Source organism: Paenibacillus massiliensis subsp. panacisoli DSM 21345, assembly GCF_000426545.1.
Classification (GTDB): domain Bacteria; phylum Bacillota; class Bacilli; order Paenibacillales; family Paenibacillaceae; genus Paenibacillus; species Paenibacillus panacisoli.
The window spans coordinates 70286-86905 of record NZ_AUFO01000024.1 but is presented as its reverse complement, the minus strand read 5'-3'; the positions used below and the strand labels follow the sequence as shown (position 1 = coordinate 86905).

The window sequence follows — 16620 nt, the reverse complement described above, 5'->3', positions numbered from 1 at the left end:
ATGCTGCTTGAGCTCTTTTTAGGTAGACGTAGTGAAGGAATGTTTTTTTAATGCACGAATGTGTAGGGGGATGAAAAGGGTAACGATACTTTCAAGAAAAGAGAACTCTGTATAAATCAGCCTTCAGTATGCTTGATTCAATAGCGACTGAGGGCTGTGGCTTTTGAAGCCTGTAGGCATGAGTCTGTCTCATTTTTAAACTCTAGTAGCAAATAAAAGCTGACAATGAACAACATGGGAAAGAATTGTATTGTTATCAAGGCTATTTACATCTTAACGATATCCTTATGGAGTATAATCACTATACATACTTTCTGTTTGGAGTGAAAATATGACATTTAAATATGCAATTATGGATGATGAAACTGATACAATAATTGGCCACTGCACAGACGTACAGGTAATTTCTCTCGACGAGGATGAACTAATAGAAGCATGCGTAACAGAAGGTTTTGTACCTAGTAAGGTGGATTTAAACACACATCGGCAAATCCATAATATCTTTTTAGCCCTAATGGATGAACAAAGTAACGTTTTGGGAGGGTACTATTGCTATTTAGAAGAACCAGTCAGCTATAAGAACCTAAACAGCTCTAACCTTTATTTCATCATCAACAGTGCAGCGCGTCCTACAACGAGAGAATTTCAATTATGGGAATATTTCAGAAGGGGGAACTTGTTCAAGGGTAACTGGCTTGAATTTGACTATCAGGGGAAAATAGCTTGGTTACGAGTAGTTCGGATGCATTCTCCCTCAATCGACTATATGGATGTAACTCAAGGCTCTTATACTATTAACTGTAGAAATATAACGGATAGATCATCCTTGTATATTGAGTTAGGAGAGGCTATAAATGGTCCTGGAGGTTATTATGGAAGTTGCTTGGACAGCTTGCATGATTGCCTTTGTGGCGGATTTGGAGCAGTTCCCCCTTACAAGCTTATATGGGAGGGATTCGAGTATCTTGTGGAGTGGTCTGTGGATCAGAGGTGCTATTCAGAGCATGATAATTCTATGACTCTGCAAGCATATATTCAGGAAGCCATACAACTGCTTGAGGAATATGGAATTAGTAATCATAAGGAATGATACAATTTCAGGATAAAAATATACATAAACCTTTCTCATGAAGGAGGTTCGCATGGAGCGAGACTCATATATAGACAGCTTCCTGAAGGAGCACTTTGACGGCAATGAGCTGAAGAAGCCGTTGTTTTACAACTCCCGCGTAGCTATTCGATTCGAGATGGGGGCAGATGTGGAGGAGGACGAAGCAAGGGCAGCGCAAGTGAAGCAAAGGGCCGTTGCCTTATATAATGCCCTGAACCAGCCTGAGGACGATGTGCTTGTGGTGCTATTTATGGACAAGTGGATGGATGAGCCTGTGGATGCGCTTGAGCCGGAGGTTGCGGAAGCCTTCAATACCTATATAGACCAGAATCATATGGGGCCACTAAGCAAAAAAGAACAGGAGTACCGGTATAAGGAACCGGATGATTCCGATGATGTGATGACGATTCGGTATGCGGTGCGTGTGAAATCAAGATATGTGAAATTAGCTGACCTTATGGAGGTCATTGCTAATCAGACGCTGGGGCTGGAACCTACGGTAGATGGCGACATTTATGTGTTGAACACAACGAACAGGACGATTTTTCATCTCTATGATGATCGGGGACTGGATATAGCAGCTGCGAACAGAGAGACGCTGAGACCGATATATGAGCAGTATAACGGCTGGATTTTGGACTATGACCGTGACAGAATTGATGCCACATTCAACTAACCCATGTCATGATCCAGGGAACGATTACTATCACTAAGAAATGATCGCAAGATATGAATTAAATGTAGCCAATGTGTTTGTTTTGACGTCTACAATGACCCGATGCACTCATATAAATAATAAGCTTATTAGGAGGCTCCACGATTGTCTGACCTCTTGTTGCCAGATCGTTTACTGTCAAATCACTTACTTATAGTATTTTTGCTGAATTTGTCTTTATTTCTCCTGCACGAAATGGATGCGATCAGACATGCAGAATGGAAAATGTTTGTCATTCTCAAGGATATGGAGGATTCCACAGCATATAAAGTCTTCACAGGTATTCATCTACCTCTGTATCTCATTATCCTGTATTTCCTGTTCAGTCCTCACCAGATCATTGTGTTCTGGGTTCTCGATCTGTTTTTCATGATTCATGCTATATTGCATCTCTTGTTCGAAAAACACCCCCAAAATGGAATGAAAAATACGTATTCCAGATCTATTATTTATGGCATGGGTATCCTGGCAATGGTTCATGTCATGTTACTTTTCTAGTGACTTAATAGTGTGAATGTTGTGGAGCATGTTCATGTTCCATGACATTCTTTTTTTATTGTAAGGAGCACCATATCATGGATGCGAATGTCATATTAGAGGACATAGCGAGTTAACTTTCAATAAAGAAAGCGCTATTAACAACTCTTTTTATCCTTCTCGCACAATAAACCCGCAATCATTTTGGCAAAGCGGTACATTGTAGCCCTCTTCCGAACTAGGTAGACTTGATCTCAAGATGAACAGCTTAGAGAGGATGTGTAACCATGCCACTTCAAAAAACATTATTGGCCCTTGAGGCTCTGGATAGTGCTTATGTTACAGGAGAGAGTGTGAAGCAGTTGTTTGCTTCTTACCCGCGTGTGTCGGTAGAGGTAAAGACGGTGCAGGGGGAGAAAGGTAGCACGGATTTTGTGAAAATTGTAGTGCCAGGAGCTGACGGGAAATCAGGCGGTGGGCAAGCCCCAACGATGGGGATCGTCGGTCGTCTTGGCGGCATTGGAGCACGCCCCGGGCGCATTGGTATCGTCTCGGATGCGGATGGTGCAGTAGCTGCGATCGCTGCGGCCTTGAAGTTGGCAGACATGCAGACGAAGGGAGATGTGCTCCACGGAGATGTCATTCTAACGACTCACATCTGTCCAGACGCGCCGACACTGCCGCACGAGCCGGTTGATTTCATGGATTCACCTGTAGACATTCAGCAAATGAATGAGCAAGAGGTCCTGCCTGAGATGGAAGCTATTTTGTCGATTGATACGACAAAGGGCAACCGTGTCATTAATCATAAAGGGATTGCGATCTCGCCAACAGTCAAGGAAGGCTATATTCTGCGCATTAGCGAGGATCTGCTGCGACTGATGGAGATGGCAACAGGACAGTTGCCTGTAACCTTCCCGATTACGATGCAGGATATTACGCCTTATGGTAATGACCTGTACCATATCAATTCAATTCTGCAGCCAGCGGTAGCTACACATGCCCCAGTAGTAGGTGTCGCCATTACGGCTCAGGCTGCTGTACCAGGCTGCGGCACGGGAGCCAGCCATGAGATTGATATCGCTACGGCGGTTCGCTTTGCCATTGAAGTCGCCAAGGAGTTCACCGGCGGGATTTGTTCCTTCTATGACGCTGCGGAATTTGAGCGTATTCACAGCCTCTATGGCTCCATGAAAGTGCTGCAGACCTCGGGCGCTAAGTCTGGTAGCCCTACGGCCTGATTCTTGAATCCTACAGCTTGATAGGCTAGTACCTTGACCTGATCAAATGAGTGTAGAGCCGCTGCAAGCAGGGAGCCCTGTCGACCTCTGTTAAGCTTGCTGTTCTTTCGAACGAAAATGAAAAGCTGATGAACAGCAAGCTTAAAGGCGGCCACTGTCGTTTCTCTAGGGCTTCCCCGCTTTCCGCTAACCATGATCTCTCCAGATCATCCACCCTGAGATCAGATTCGGTCAAGGCAATAATAGTCGAATTGTCTAATACTCGAATGGTCTATCACTCTAAGTATCAGTGACTCTGCAACTGTGCCATAACTTAGAATGCAGAGTCATGATGAACAGGGCAAAGGAGCCGATGCTATGAAGCAGCTTGGTATGATTACGATTGGTCAATCTCCTCGAACTGATGTGGCTCCTATTATTGAGAAATATCTGGAGGGCCGTGCGGAGCTTGTGCAATGTGGAGTACTGGACGAGCTCACACCGGCTCAGATTGCAGAGCTGGCACCAGCGCCCGGGGAATATGTGCTGACCTCCCGTCTGCGTGATGGCGGCGCCGCGGTTGTATCCCGGGAACGAATCAGACCGATTCTGGAGCAAAAAATTCGGGAGCTGGAGGAGCGCGGCATCCTGAATATATTGCTGTTATGTACGGGATCATTTCCAGGGCTGCGGGTAGACCGTGCCCACCTGATTGAGCCAGACCGCATTATTCCCCCAGCAATTGAAGCGCTGGCTGATGGTCGTAGGCTAGGACTGATTGGCCCCCTGCCGGAGCAAGCAGATCAGCTGGGGCAAAAGTTCACCTCTACGCCTCCCCCCCTTTTTGCAGCAGCATCCCCCTATGCTTCAGGAGAAGCGGAGTTCCGCCAGGCAGCACGAGCGCTGAAGGATCAGGCCCATTTGATTTTGCTGGACTGCATGGGGTATGATGAACGACACCGTCAGTGGGTAAGCGAGGCTGCGGAGGGAGTTCCGGTGATGTTGTCGAATGCATTAATGGCCAAGCTCGTCTCCGAGACGGTATGACCTATAGGCATAGAAGGAGGCAATACCAATGAGTCAAGAGCGTATCGAGATTAGCAAACATGTACTGATTCAGTGTCTGGGGCTACGCCCTGGTGAGAATCTGGCAGTCGTGGCGGATGATGCCAAGCGTGAGCTGGCAGAATCCATCTATGAGGCAGGCAAGGCGCTTGGTGCGGAAGCGGTGCTGCTGGTTATGAAGGAAAGAAACCGATCAGGTGAGGAGCCACCTGCTCCGATCGCTGAAGCCATGGCTCGTGCCGATGTAGCTGTCTGCGTGACACGTCACTCGGTGACACACACACAAGCACGCAAAGCGGCAGCGGCTGCAGGTACAAGAGTCGCGACGATGCCGGGCATGACGGATGACATGTTCATGAACGGAGCCATAACGGCTGAATATACCGAAGTGAAGGCTCTGACCGAACAAGTGACAGACTTGCTCTCCCAAGGGCGCGAAGTCCGTATCGAGAAGGATGGACAGGTGCTGTCGTTCTCCATTCAAGATCGTCCAGGTGTTCCAAGTACAGGGATGTATTTGAACCCAGGAGAGTCCGGGAATCTGCCTTCCGGTGAGGCCTACATCGCACCTGTGGAGGGTCAAGCACACGGCAGTATTGTGGTCGACGGCTCGATCGCAGGAATCGGTGCATTATCTGAGCCGATCACGCTGACCGTGGAGAATGGTCGTCTGGTTGCAGCGAGCGGAGCAGAAGGAGCGAAGCTGCTGGAGATTCTGGGTGAAGGTGATGGACGCCTACTCGGTGAATTCGGTATTGGGACGAATGACAAAGCCCGCATTACTGGTGTGGTGCTGGAGGATGAAAAGGTGTACGGCACGATTCATGTAGCTTTTGGCAGTAATAACACTTTTGGAGGGACTATTGCTGCGGGTGTACATATCGACGCAGTGGTCTGCAAACCGGATGTGTATATTGACGATGTCCTGATCATGCGGCAAGGAGAGCTGCTCTCCAAGTAATGGTGATCTGCCCGTTGCTGGGCACAAGGAATTAGACAGAGAACAGCGCGTGGAAGAGCGGAGCGTTAAGATACATACACCATGCAAAGTACACATGCTAAATACAATATGCTAAATATGTTAAGCAAAGTGTTAAATACAATCTGCTACATAAAGACATCTTATATGCCCGGTACGGTACTTAATATGCGCAGTACGATACTTTCGAACAGTTCATCTGTAATGCAATAAGACTGTCTCGCAGATAAGGTACTTGGCTTCATTAATTACAATTTCATTACACATCAGCTAGGAGGCGGACGGATGTTAGGGATGATTCGGGTAATTACGCTGGAGCAGGAGGAAGCGGTTCATAGGCACGGGGCCTTGCTTGAGGCGAAGTATGGACTTCCCGTTATCAGTCGCTGCATTCCAGATCAACCGCTGGGTGTATACGATGAGGCTACGGAGCAGGAAGCCATTCCGAAGATTATTGCCTTGGCTCGTGAATTAGAGCAATCAGGCTGTACAGCGATCGGGATTAGCTGTGCCGCCGATCCTGGTCTAGCCGAGGTGAGAGCGGCGATCGGCATACCGGTATTCGGAGCAGGCTCCTGCACTGCTCATCTGGCTTTAACTGCTTCAGAGCGCATAGGAGTGCTTACCATACTGGAGGAGGTTCCACCGTTGATCCGCTCCATTCTGGGGGATGCTTTCGTAGGGATGGAGCGTCCTGAGGGAGTGGTGACGACGGTGGATCTGAATACGCCAGCGGGTAAGACAGCTGCGCTCGAAGCGGCCCGAAGATTGCAGACGATGGGTGCTGACTGCATCGCATTATCCTGTACGGGCTTTGCAACGATGGGGTTCGCCGCCGAAGCAGAGCGAACGCTCGGCATCCGCGTGCTGGATCCGATTCTCTCACTGGGAGCCGCAGTAGCAGCTTCGCATGTCGAGGGGAAATGATCTTCCTTCTGTAGACGAACAACCTTCTCTAGATGAGCAACCTTTTGCAGATGAACAACTAAGTAAAGGCTGCTGCATTTCCCCATAGTAAACGCAATACAAGACTAGCTAGGAGCTGGCTTGTGTGCAAATAGCACCGGTTGGCTGAATGCCTGCTCGGTGCTATTTCGTATGATTGGAGATATTTCTAACTCAATGACTATATGATTCTAGGATTCATGGTTGTACGCTCTATGACTCTATGACTCTATGTCTCTATGTCTCCATATCTCCATATTCTGGAGGCAACTATCTAACCAAGGATTGGAGGATAAGACTTTATTCACTAGATCACTTTACTCCTTCTAAGTGATAACGTAATAAATTTTTTTTGTGTATCCATAGATTTCATATAACAACATGAAAATAAAATATATTTTCATGAAAACAAGATAATAAAAGAAAAAGTCTCAGGAATTTCCGTTTTGTTTACGAATGGAGTCTGGTACACTATCTGGAACATTAGCACATGATGAAATGACAGTAACGACATAATACGTATAAGCAGACATAGAAAATCGGGAAGGATTTATCATCATGAATGCCACTACCGGGTCATAGGGGGCGATAGACTTGAGAACGACAGGAATAACACTGCAGGAGCTAATGAATATCTCCATACTCAACAGAGCCAAGGTGATCAGTGGTCATCAGGGATTGGACAGGGTCGTCCGTTTCGTGGATATTATGGAAGTTCCAGAGCTGAAGGGCTGGCTGCGAGAAGGCATGCTCATGCTGACGACGGCCTACTCCATCCGACATGATCCTGCGATCTTGGGTGAGCTGATCTATACGCTGAATGAGGCGGGAGCAGCTGCGCTGGCAATCAAGCCCGCTCGTTTTCTCAAGGAAATTCCTATAGAAGCTGTGAATGCCAGCAATGAATGCGGATTGCCAATACTCGAAATACCGCCGGATATTCCTTATATGGATATTACCCAGCCAATCATGGAACTAGTGCTCCATCGTCAGGCTGCGCTGCTGCGCCGTTCGGAGGAGGTCTATCGCACGTTAACCACGATGGTCCTCGAAAATAGCGGTATTCAGGCTGTTGGCGACAATGTAGCTGATCTGCTGCAGGCTCCTGTTGGCGTTATTGATAATGCAGGAAAGATCATCGTCTCATCTCCACAGGATTATAACTGGAAGACGACGGAGCATGCCCCGTTATCGTGGGAGATTAACCTGGATCGGAGGCGGGTCGCGCGATTGCTGGTGGACAAGCCGAAGCTGGATGAGATGGAGGAGGTTGGTATCGAGCAAGCACGGCTGGTGCTGTCGCTTGAACTGATGCGCAACAAGGTGGCAGAGGACACTGAGCATCGGCTACGTGGCAATTTCATTGACGAACTGCTCACACCTCCTCTGATGTCAAGACACGAAGCTGAAGCCCGCGGCAGCAAGCTGGGGATGAATCCACAGCATCTGTGGGAGGTCGCTGTCATCGAGGGGGAGGATGAGCCGAATCAGGAAAGTCTGACTGCCCTGCTGGAGCTCGAAGCCAGACAACGTGGTGTAACGCCGCATATGGAGTTTCGCTCGAATCGGGCTGTCTTGTTCTTGCCTACACCCGATTACAGACCAGGCATTGATGATACGGAGAAGCCCTGTGCCTGGGCGAAGACGGTAGATGGCTGGCTGCAGGATTCTGCGAATCGGCTAGGGGGCTTCAGGGCCGGAATAGGCAGCCCGGTCCAGCTGTGGAACATGCACCAGAGCTACGGAGAAGCTCGGAATGCATTGAAGGTATCTGTACGCCTGTACGGATCACGCACGACTCGCTTCGAGGAGGTCGAGGTCTACCACCTTCTTGGGGAATCCATTGAGGATACAGGCTTCGCCGCACTGTTCGAGCGCAAGCTGGGCAAGCTGTGCCAGTACGATCAGGAGCATGCAGGGGACCTGCTGCGTACGTTGTTCTATTACCTGGAGAGTCGGGGGAGCCTAGTGGACACGGCTCAGCGTCTCTATATTCACCGCAATTCTGTAAAATATCGACTGGAGCGTATTCGTGATATCGTAGGCTTCGATCTCAATCAGCCGAGGGAGCAGTTCGTATGCCACCTATGTCTGGTGTACTACTATTTAAGACAGGATGAGCAGGAAGGCTGAGACTTCATCCACAGCAAGACAAACGTTCGCGCAATCCCGATCTGTTTCTTGTCGAAATACGCCCATTAGAACTTTATAATGTGACTTAAAATGACACGGAGAGGTACATTAGTGCACAACCGACAAACGGTTGTGCTTTTTTTTAGCTGAAATGGACGTAGTTCAGCCCCCGGATTCTATGTAAAATAAGCACAATTACTAAAGAGCAAGTGCCGCAAACCTGAAGTACATTGTCTGAGCTACAAGATGTTCCAGCCACAATAGGCAGCTTTCTGCTACGTGCTGGTACTATGAACGATTGGAATGTATCGACGCAGAATGCTGAAGAAGAGATGCAATTGACACACAGCAAGGTGATGACAACAGAGATAAAAAGGGGTTGATCCATTGTTTGCTTTTACAGTCCGCAGGCTGCTGCAGATGATTCCGGCATTAATCGGTATTATCATCATCACGTTCATTCTGTCCAGGGTCCTGCCTGGAGATCCTGCGCTTGTGATGGCGGGAGAACAGGCCACGGATGAGGTCATCGCGAAGATTCGGGCGGACATGGGGCTGGATAAGCCGTTATTCATGCAGTTCTTCGCTTATGTAGGGCAGCTGCTACAGGGTGACCTGGGCTTCGCCTATCATACCGGTCATACGGTTATGAGCGACTTTGCGACCCGCTTCCCGGCTACGATTGAGCTGACCCTGGCGAGCATGATTATTGCCATCTGTGTAGCCATTCCAGTGGGCATCATTGCTGCTACACAGAAGGAATCGATCATTGACCATATTTCACGGGTGTTCTCGCTGATCGGAGCCTGCGTACCTATTTTCTGGCTTGGTCTGCTAGGCATTTATATTTTTTATTCAATTCTAGGCTGGGCTCCTGCACCCATGGGACGCATCAGCGGTGATCTGAATCCGCCGACGAACATTACAGGCTTGTATGTAGTAGACAGTCTGTTAAGTGGGGATATGGTTGCCTTGAAGAGCAGCCTCGCACATCTCCTGCTTCCCGCGATCTGTCTGAGCACAGGTACGATGGCGATTGTGGCACGAATGACCCGTTCCAGCATGCTGGAAGTGGTAGGACAAGACTATGTTCGCACCGCACGGGCCAAGGGCCTAAGTGAGACGGCAGTCATCGGAAAACACTCTTTGATTAACGCATTGATTCCGACCATGACGGTGCTTGGACTGCAGTTCGGCGGACTCATGGGGGGCGCGGTGATCACAGAGACGATCTTCTCCTGGCCGGGTGTCGGTGGCTATGTGACGGATTCAATCCTCGCAGCCGACTATGCACCGATTCAAGCATTTACCTTGGTCAGTGCCATTTTGTTCAGCTTCATCAACCTGATTGTGGACCTGGTGTATGGATTAATTGATCCACGAATCCGCTATGAATAATTTCTCAGTAACGATGGGTGCTGTGAAAGGAGGAACAACGCTGTGAATACTGCTGCACCGACGAGCTTGGGCACATCACCTGCCAAGGCAGTGACTCCCAAGCCAAGAACGTTCTTTCGACTCCTGCTGCGCAATCGTCTGGCAGCCATAGGACTGGCCTTTATCATCATGTGGACTGTGATCGCAGCTGTCGCGCCTTGGATTGCACCTTATGATCCTTATGCTACAGACACCTCTGTGAAGCTTACCGCTCCCACAAGCGAGCACTGGTTCGGAACGGACAACTATGGACGGGATATTCTGAGCCGGGTACTATACGGAGCCAGAATCAGTATCTGGACTGGCCTCATTGCAGTCAGTATTTCGTTCCTGATCGGCGTACCGTTAGGTGGCATCGCTGCTTATTATGGCGGACGTACTGGAACAATCATCATGCGTATCATGGATGTGCTGCTAGCCTTTCCTTCCCTGGTGCTGTCGATGGCGATTGCCGCCTCCATGGGGAATGGATTGACTGGAGCCATGATCGCTGTCGGCATCGTGGGCATTCCCGAATTCGCCCGCTTGATGTATGGACAGACCGTTTCCTTACGTGAAAAAGAATATGTCGAGGCCAGCCGGGCCATCGGCGTGAAGGATCGAACGATCTTGTTCCAGCATATTTTGCCCAATGCACTTGCTCCTCTGCTGGTGCAGGCTACGCTGGGGATGGGATTTGCCATTCTGACAGCCTCAAGCCTTAGCTTCCTCGGTCTTGGTGTCAAGCCACCCATCGCTGAGTGGGGCGCAATGATCTCCGAAGGACGGGAATACATCATTTCAGGCCAGTGGTGGCTGGTGACGTTCCCGGGACTCTCCATTGCGACGTCGATTCTGGGCTTTAATCTGCTGGGTGACGGCTTCCGCGATGTACTTGATCCACGGCTACGCTCGGGTAAATAGCCCGAGGGAATAAGCGGACCGCACGTAGCTTCGCTCCAGCCAGCGATTGGGTTCTCCGATCCGGGAGAATGGATGATTCATACCTGTACAAACAGGTACCGTCAAGCACCTTCGTCCATCTGTATCCAAAGTGAGCATCTATGTGAATCCACGTGCATTCATGCACTCTGTTGAATTGAAGCGATATCGCTGCATGACTTCACAGTGTGATGATCATATGGTGAATCATACTTTGCTGACTGCTGTATATTCGATACCTGGCTTCATTGCTGCATGCATTAGCACCAGCATTCATTCATAGTCGTCAACTTCAAGCATCCAGGTACCCAGACATCCAGAAATCAACGCATTCAAGGTATCAAGGCTTGAAGGATTCAAGCAGCAATCGCTCTACCGATCCAACACGGCTTGAACTCGATTCCACTCGGTTCTACGTGGTAACGAAGGCTTCATCAGATGACAAGGTTCAATTGGGGAGGAAAACAGACATGAAAAAGCTCAAATGGTTCTCAGCATTAATTGCCCTTACTGTAGTACTCGGCGGCTGTGCCAGCAACGCGAACCAGCAGCCTGCGGCATCCGGCGGAGGAGAAGCAGCGAAGCCTGCACCATCACTGACGGTAGCCTACTCTGAAGGCGGTACGACGATGGACCCAGCGGAAGCCAATGATTTGACTTCGGATACCCTGGTACTGGCCACTTACGACCAGCTCGTAACGTATGGGGTGAAGACACTGGATGGCTCAGAGGTTGCTAATACAGAAGATATCCAACCAATGCTCGCAGAGAGCTGGGAGGTATCGCCAGACAATACGACCTACACCTTCAAGCTGAAAAGTGGCGTGAACTTCCAAAGTGGCAACCCGGTAAATGCCGATGCGGTCGTCTACTCCTATGATCGGGTGAAGAACTCCAGCTCCGGCAGCTTCCTCTATGGAATGGCTGACATCAAGACCGTAACGAAGAAGGATGATTCCACTGTGGAGATCGTGCTGAACAAGCCGAACCACATGTTCACACAGATTATCGCGATGTATACCTTCTCGATCGTGGACCAGAAGCTCGTCGAGGAGAAGGGTGAGGATTACCTCAAGACCAATGCCGCTGGCTCCGGTCCGTTCACGCTGGAGAAGTGGGACCCGGCAACTGAAGCGGTGTTCCAGGCTAATGCAGACTACTGGCAAGGTGCTCCCAAGCTTGGCAAAGTTACACTGAAGTTCACCAAGGAAGCCTCTAACCGTGTATTGCTGCTGAACAAGGGCGATGTGGATATGGCGATTGAGATTCCGCCGAAGGACGTGGCGGCGCTGAGTGAAAATAGCGCTTTGACCGTTAAATCCAATGCCAGTAACCGTATTTTGTTCTTCGGTATGAACAACAATGTGAAGCCGTTTGACAATGTGAAGGTGCGTCAGGCTATCAATTATGCGATTCCTTACGATCAATTGATCAATGACGTTATGTATGGACAAGCGAAAGTGATGAAGAGCTCGGTAGCCAGCAATACACCAGGCTCTACGGATGCAGGCTATGTCTATGAATATAACCTGGATAAAGCGAAGCAGCTGCTGACAGAAGCGGGCTATCCAGACGGATTCAGCTTCGACTTTACACTGGGATCAGGCTTTGATGACTGGGAATATGATGCGGTACTGATTCAGGCAGAGCTGGCCAAGATTGGCGTGAAGATGAACATTAACAAGGTCGCTCGCGCTCAATTCCTGGAGCAACAAAAGGAAGGTAATCTGGTATCCTACATCTCCAAATGGACATCCTTCGTGAATGATCCTGGCTACCATCTGGGCTTCCTGCTCTATGGCAAAGGCTCCTCCAACTACATTCATTACAACAATGAGGAAGTCAACAAGCTATGGGAAGAAGCAGGCGCAGAGGCAGATGCGGACAAGCGTAACGAGCTGTATAAGAAAGCACAGGAAATCATTACAACAGAAGCACCTTGGGCTTACCTGTATGAATACAATCGCGTTGTGGGTATGAGTAACAAAGTCAGCGGATACGTGTACTATCCAGATGAGGTATTGCGTTTCTACCCGCTTAACAAAGGCGAATAACAGCACAGGCAGCAAGAAGCAGGAGGGAGACAGGTGCATACCTGTCTTCCAACCTTTTTTCAGGACGATATGGTTAACTGTATGAATATTTGAATAGACGATGCGGAGAGGAGTCTGATCATGATGGACTGGAAGAAGAAAGTGCTGGAAGCAATCGAGGAGCAACAGGATGAGCTGTTGGAGCTGTGCTCGAAGCTGATTCAGTATCCGACGGAGAACCCGCCTGGAGACTCACGGGAGATCAGTGCCTTCATTATTGATTATTTGCGGCAGGCGGGGATTTCCACGCAGGTTCACGCAGCGACAGATACGATGCTGAATCTGGTCTCGACACTGGAGGGGGCAGGCCAGGACAAGTCCGATCGTCATCTGATTTTCTGCGGTCATACGGATGTAGTCCCGGCAGGGGATCTGTCGCGCTGGGATTTCGACCCATTCTGTGGTGAGATTCGGGACGGATACATGCTGGGGCGTGGCGCCTCCGACATGAAGGGCGGATTGGCCGGGCTGCTGTTTGCCACGGCGATTCTGGCCAAGCTGGGCGTGCCACTACGCGGTGATCTGTCGCTGATGATCGTGCCGGACGAAGAGACTGGCGGCGATCTGGGTGTGCCTTGGGTGCTGGAGCGAGGCCTGGCAACGGGGACTGCAGCCGTCATCGCTGAGCCTTCCAGTCCCCAGCATCCGACGATCGGACAGAAGGGGAGCTGCTGGTTCGAGTTCACCGTAGAGGGTACGCCTGGGCACGGAAGTCTGTCTCCCGTCGTAGGCGATAATGCAATTGTCAAAGCAGCGAAGGGGATCGAATCCCTGCAGCGGCTGTGGGATATCAAGCCTAATATTCCAGAAGAGGTGCAGGAGATCATCCGTATATCCCAGCAATATGCGATTGAGCGTGAGCAGGCTGGACTAGCCTATCAGGTCTTCGATCATGTCACTGTGAATATCGGGACAATTACAGGTGGAACGAAGGTTAATGTGGTCGCGGATCGTTGTACGGTACAGGTGGATTCCCGTGTGCCATTCGGCGTGGATTACAGGGATGTGCTGGATCGGGCGCGCTCTCTGCTGCTGGAGGCCGGTATTGAATCCGAGCTGAAGCCGTTCGGCTTCCAAGGTAATGCCAACTGGACACCACCGCATGAACCGATCATTAGTAATCTGGTCGATAGCATTATCGAGGTCAGTGGCGAGGAAGCGTATGGTGTGCTGCAATGGGCTTCCAGTGATGCCCGTCATTTCCGCAATCACAATATTCCCGTACTACAATATGGACCAGCCGAGCTGTCCACGATTCATAATTTTAACGAAAAAGCGCCTGTATGGCAGATTATTCAATGTGCCAAGGTCTATGCGCTGAGCGCTCTGAAATATCTCGGTGTGGAGGGTATGGACGATACGCAGAAGGATGCCCCAGCTGATGGTGCTACCGCACAGGGAGTTACAGCTTCTTCGTAAATGATGCAGTAGATACTCGTTCTGGGAGGAGGAACAACATGACTGAATTGCTCGAAGTCACGGATTTGCGAACAGAATTCATTACAGACAGCGGCGTCATTCGGGCCGTGGACGGCGTGAGCCTGTCTGTGCGACAAGGCGAGGCGCTGGGCATTGTGGGCGAGTCTGGCTGCGGGAAGAGTATCACCTCGCTGTCGATTATGCAGCTCCTGCCCAAGCGGATCGGACGTGTCGCCTCCGGTGAAGTGCGATTCAAGGGCAAGGATATGCTCAAGCTATCCAGACGAGAAATCCGGCAGGTGCGTGGGAATCAGATGGCGATGATTTTTCAGGAGCCTATGACCTCATTAAATCCGGTGTTCAAGATTGGCAAACAAATATCAGAGTCGGCGCGTTATCATCTGAAGCTAGGCAAAAAAGAAGCCTGGGAGCGCTCAGTGGATATGCTGCGCAAGGTTGGCATTCCGCGGCCCGAGCGTATTGCGGAGCAGTATCCTCACCAGCTATCAGGAGGAATGCGTCAGCGGGTCATGATTGCGATGGCGATGGTGTGTAGCCCACAGCTACTCATCGCGGATGAGCCGACCACGGCGCTGGACGTGACGATTCAGGCGCAAATTCTGGATCTGATGCGGGAGCTGCAGCGTACCGAGAATATGGCAATCATGATGATCACCCATGACCTGGGCGTTGTCGCCGAGATGTGCGATCGGGTCATGGTCATGTATGCAGGGCAGGTTGTGGAGGAGACGGATGTGAAGACACTCTTCTCCAATCCCAAGCATCCATATACGCGGGGGTTAATGGCTTCGCTGCCCCAGCTGGCCGGGGACCAGAAGCGACTGTCCTCTATTCCGGGGCAGGTACCCAATCCGGCACATATGCCTGCAGGCTGTCGCTTTGCTCCACGCTGTTCAGTCAAGCAGGAGCAATGTGAGCTGATGCAGCCTGAGCTGCTGGAGATCGAGCCGGGACACCGCTGTCGCTGTCTGCTGGAGCAGAAAGGAGGAGCCTGATGAGTGCCATATTGGAAGTTCGCAATCTGAAGAAGCATTATCCGATTCGGAAAGGCCTGCTAGCCAAGCAAGTAGGTGCAGTCAAGGCTGTGGATGGAGTCACGCTAACGGTAGAGACGGGCGAGACTTTGGCTGTAGTTGGTGAGTCCGGCTGTGGTAAATCTACCACAGGACGTGCGATCCTGCGGCTCATTGAACCGACAGACGGTGAGGTGTTCTTCGAAGGCCAGGATGTGCGCGCCCTGTCTCCTGAGCAGCTGCGTCGTTTTCGTACCGATATGCAAATGGTATTTCAGGACCCCTATGCGTCACTTGATCCGCGTTGGACGGTACAGCGTACACTGGAAGAGCCACTGCTGACCCATCACAGCTTGGGCCGTAATGAGGTCAAGAGCCGTGTAGAGGAGCTAATGGAGGTCGTAGGCCTGTCTCCTTATCAGGCGCATCGCTTCCCGCATGAATTCTCTGGAGGTCAGAGACAGCGGATCGGTATCGCCCGTGCCCTGGCACTCAACCCGAAGTTCATCGTCTGTGATGAGCCTGTCTCGGCACTCGATGTGTCCATTCAGGCGCAGGTGCTGAATCTGATGCAGGATTTGCAGGAGCAGTTCGGGCTGACGTATATGTTCATCTCGCATGACCTGTCTGTCGTTAAATTCATCAGTGATCGGGTAGCTGTCATGTATCTTGGAAAAGTGGTGGAGCTGGCTCCGACGGCCGAGCTGTTCAAGGAGGCGTTGCATCCGTATACGCAGGCGTTGATGTCAGCTGTTCCGGTGCCGAACCCCGAGATCACCCGGCAGCGGATCGTATTGAGCGGAGATGTACCGAATCCGGAGAATCCTCCGTCTGGCTGCACCTTCCATACTCGTTGTCCGTATGTTAAGGATACCTGCCGCTCCGTCGTACCGGAGCTGCGAGAGATATCCCCGGGGCGTCAGGTTGCTTGTCATCTGTATTAAGTAGAGTTGATCTATCTAGTACCTTGGCCAGATCAACTATGAGTAGAGAGCAGCTAGCGAGCAGGGAGCTCTGTCGACCGCTGTGAAGCCTGCTCCTGTCTAAATTGAAGTCACCTGAATGCATGAG

At 50.4% G+C, this 16620-nt stretch carries 14 protein-coding genes; all 14 read left to right on the top strand.

From position 1 onward, the window contains the following. The first annotated feature begins 331 nt into the window (after positions 1–331). The 14 genes from K331_RS32510 to K331_RS0119035 all read left to right on the top strand — a co-directional run bounded on the left by K331_RS32510 (position 332) and on the right by K331_RS0119035 (position 16493). A complete protein-coding gene (locus K331_RS32510; RefSeq protein ID WP_051289921.1) occupies positions 332–1090 on the top strand; it encodes a barstar family protein in 759 nt (252 codons plus the stop codon). Positions 1091–1142: 52 nt separating this feature from the next. Next, positions 1143–1787 (top strand): DUF3885 domain-containing protein, encoded by a 645-nt coding sequence (locus K331_RS0119095; protein ID WP_028591566.1) that lies wholly within the window; start codon positions 1143–1145, stop codon positions 1785–1787. Positions 1788–1931: 144 nt separating this feature from the next. After that, positions 1932–2324: a DUF6713 family protein gene (locus tag K331_RS0119090; protein ID WP_226383638.1), complete on the top strand. Its 393-nt coding sequence runs from the start codon at positions 1932–1934 to the stop codon at positions 2322–2324. 266 nt (positions 2325–2590) lie between these two features. Beyond that, positions 2591–3544 carry a DUF1177 domain-containing protein gene (locus tag K331_RS0119085; protein ID WP_028591564.1) on the top strand — a complete coding sequence of 318 codons (954 nt, stop codon included), beginning with the start codon at positions 2591–2593 and terminating at the stop codon, positions 3542–3544. Between the two features lie 357 nt (positions 3545–3901). Next, the gene (locus tag K331_RS0119080; protein WP_028591563.1) at positions 3902–4570 is read left to right on the top strand and encodes an AroM family protein; all 669 of its coding nucleotides are present in this window, start codon (positions 3902–3904) and stop codon (positions 4568–4570) included. A gap of 28 nt (positions 4571–4598) precedes the next feature. Then, entirely contained in the window at positions 4599–5549 is a 951-nt protein-coding gene (locus K331_RS0119075; protein ID WP_028591562.1) for an aminopeptidase, read from the top strand. Positions 5550–5852: 303 nt separating this feature from the next. After that, positions 5853–6494, top strand: coding sequence for an aspartate/glutamate racemase family protein (locus tag K331_RS0119070; RefSeq protein WP_028591561.1), 642 nt, complete (start codon positions 5853–5855; stop codon positions 6492–6494). Positions 6495–7106: 612 nt separating this feature from the next. Next, positions 7107–8645: a PucR family transcriptional regulator gene (locus K331_RS0119065; RefSeq protein ID WP_028591560.1), complete on the top strand. Its 1539-nt coding sequence runs from the start codon at positions 7107–7109 to the stop codon at positions 8643–8645. Between the two features lie 387 nt (positions 8646–9032). Then, positions 9033–10043, top strand: a complete 1011-nt coding sequence (locus tag K331_RS0119060; protein WP_018885513.1) for an ABC transporter permease — start codon at positions 9033–9035, stop codon at positions 10041–10043. A gap of 42 nt (positions 10044–10085) precedes the next feature. Then, complete coding sequence (locus tag K331_RS0119055) at positions 10086–10985, top strand: ABC transporter permease (protein WP_028591559.1); 900 nt, start codon at positions 10086–10088, stop codon at positions 10983–10985. A 488-nt stretch (positions 10986–11473) separates the two neighbouring features. After that, positions 11474–13057, top strand: coding sequence for an ABC transporter substrate-binding protein (locus K331_RS0119050; RefSeq protein ID WP_028591558.1), 1584 nt, complete (start codon positions 11474–11476; stop codon positions 13055–13057). Between the two features lie 120 nt (positions 13058–13177). After that, entirely contained in the window at positions 13178–14515 is a 1338-nt protein-coding gene (locus K331_RS0119045; RefSeq protein WP_028591557.1) for a M20 family metallopeptidase, read from the top strand. A 38-nt stretch (positions 14516–14553) separates the two neighbouring features. Next, the gene (locus K331_RS0119040) at positions 14554–15531 is read left to right on the top strand and encodes an ABC transporter ATP-binding protein (protein ID WP_028591556.1); all 978 of its coding nucleotides are present in this window, start codon (positions 14554–14556) and stop codon (positions 15529–15531) included. Continuing rightward, entirely contained in the window at positions 15531–16493 is a 963-nt protein-coding gene (locus K331_RS0119035) for an ABC transporter ATP-binding protein (protein WP_025677720.1), read from the top strand. Before K331_RS0119040 ends, K331_RS0119035 begins: the two co-directional genes overlap by 1 nt. Positions 16494–16620: the final 127 nt, after the last annotated feature.

What these genes read in the sequence shown, in the direction of transcription:
- K331_RS32510 (WP_051289921.1), top strand. Translation starts at nt 332, where the DNA reads ATGACATTTAAATATGCAATTATGGATGATGAAACTGATACAATAATT.
- K331_RS0119095 (WP_028591566.1), top strand. Translation starts at nt 1,143, where the DNA reads ATGGAGCGAGACTCATATATAGACAGCTTCCTGAAGGAGCACTTTGAC.
- K331_RS0119085 (WP_028591564.1), top strand. Translation starts at nt 2,591, where the DNA reads ATGCCACTTCAAAAAACATTATTGGCCCTTGAGGCTCTGGATAGTGCT.
- K331_RS0119080 (WP_028591563.1), top strand. Translation starts at nt 3,902, where the DNA reads ATGAAGCAGCTTGGTATGATTACGATTGGTCAATCTCCTCGAACTGAT.
- K331_RS0119075 (WP_028591562.1), top strand. Translation starts at nt 4,599, where the DNA reads ATGAGTCAAGAGCGTATCGAGATTAGCAAACATGTACTGATTCAGTGT.
- K331_RS0119070 (WP_028591561.1), top strand. Translation starts at nt 5,853, where the DNA reads ATGTTAGGGATGATTCGGGTAATTACGCTGGAGCAGGAGGAAGCGGTT.
- K331_RS0119050 (WP_028591558.1), top strand. Translation starts at nt 11,474, where the DNA reads ATGAAAAAGCTCAAATGGTTCTCAGCATTAATTGCCCTTACTGTAGTA.
- K331_RS0119045 (WP_028591557.1), top strand. Translation starts at nt 13,178, where the DNA reads ATGATGGACTGGAAGAAGAAAGTGCTGGAAGCAATCGAGGAGCAACAG.
- K331_RS0119040 (WP_028591556.1), top strand. Translation starts at nt 14,554, where the DNA reads ATGACTGAATTGCTCGAAGTCACGGATTTGCGAACAGAATTCATTACA.
- K331_RS0119035 (WP_025677720.1), top strand. Translation starts at nt 15,531, where the DNA reads ATGAGTGCCATATTGGAAGTTCGCAATCTGAAGAAGCATTATCCGATT.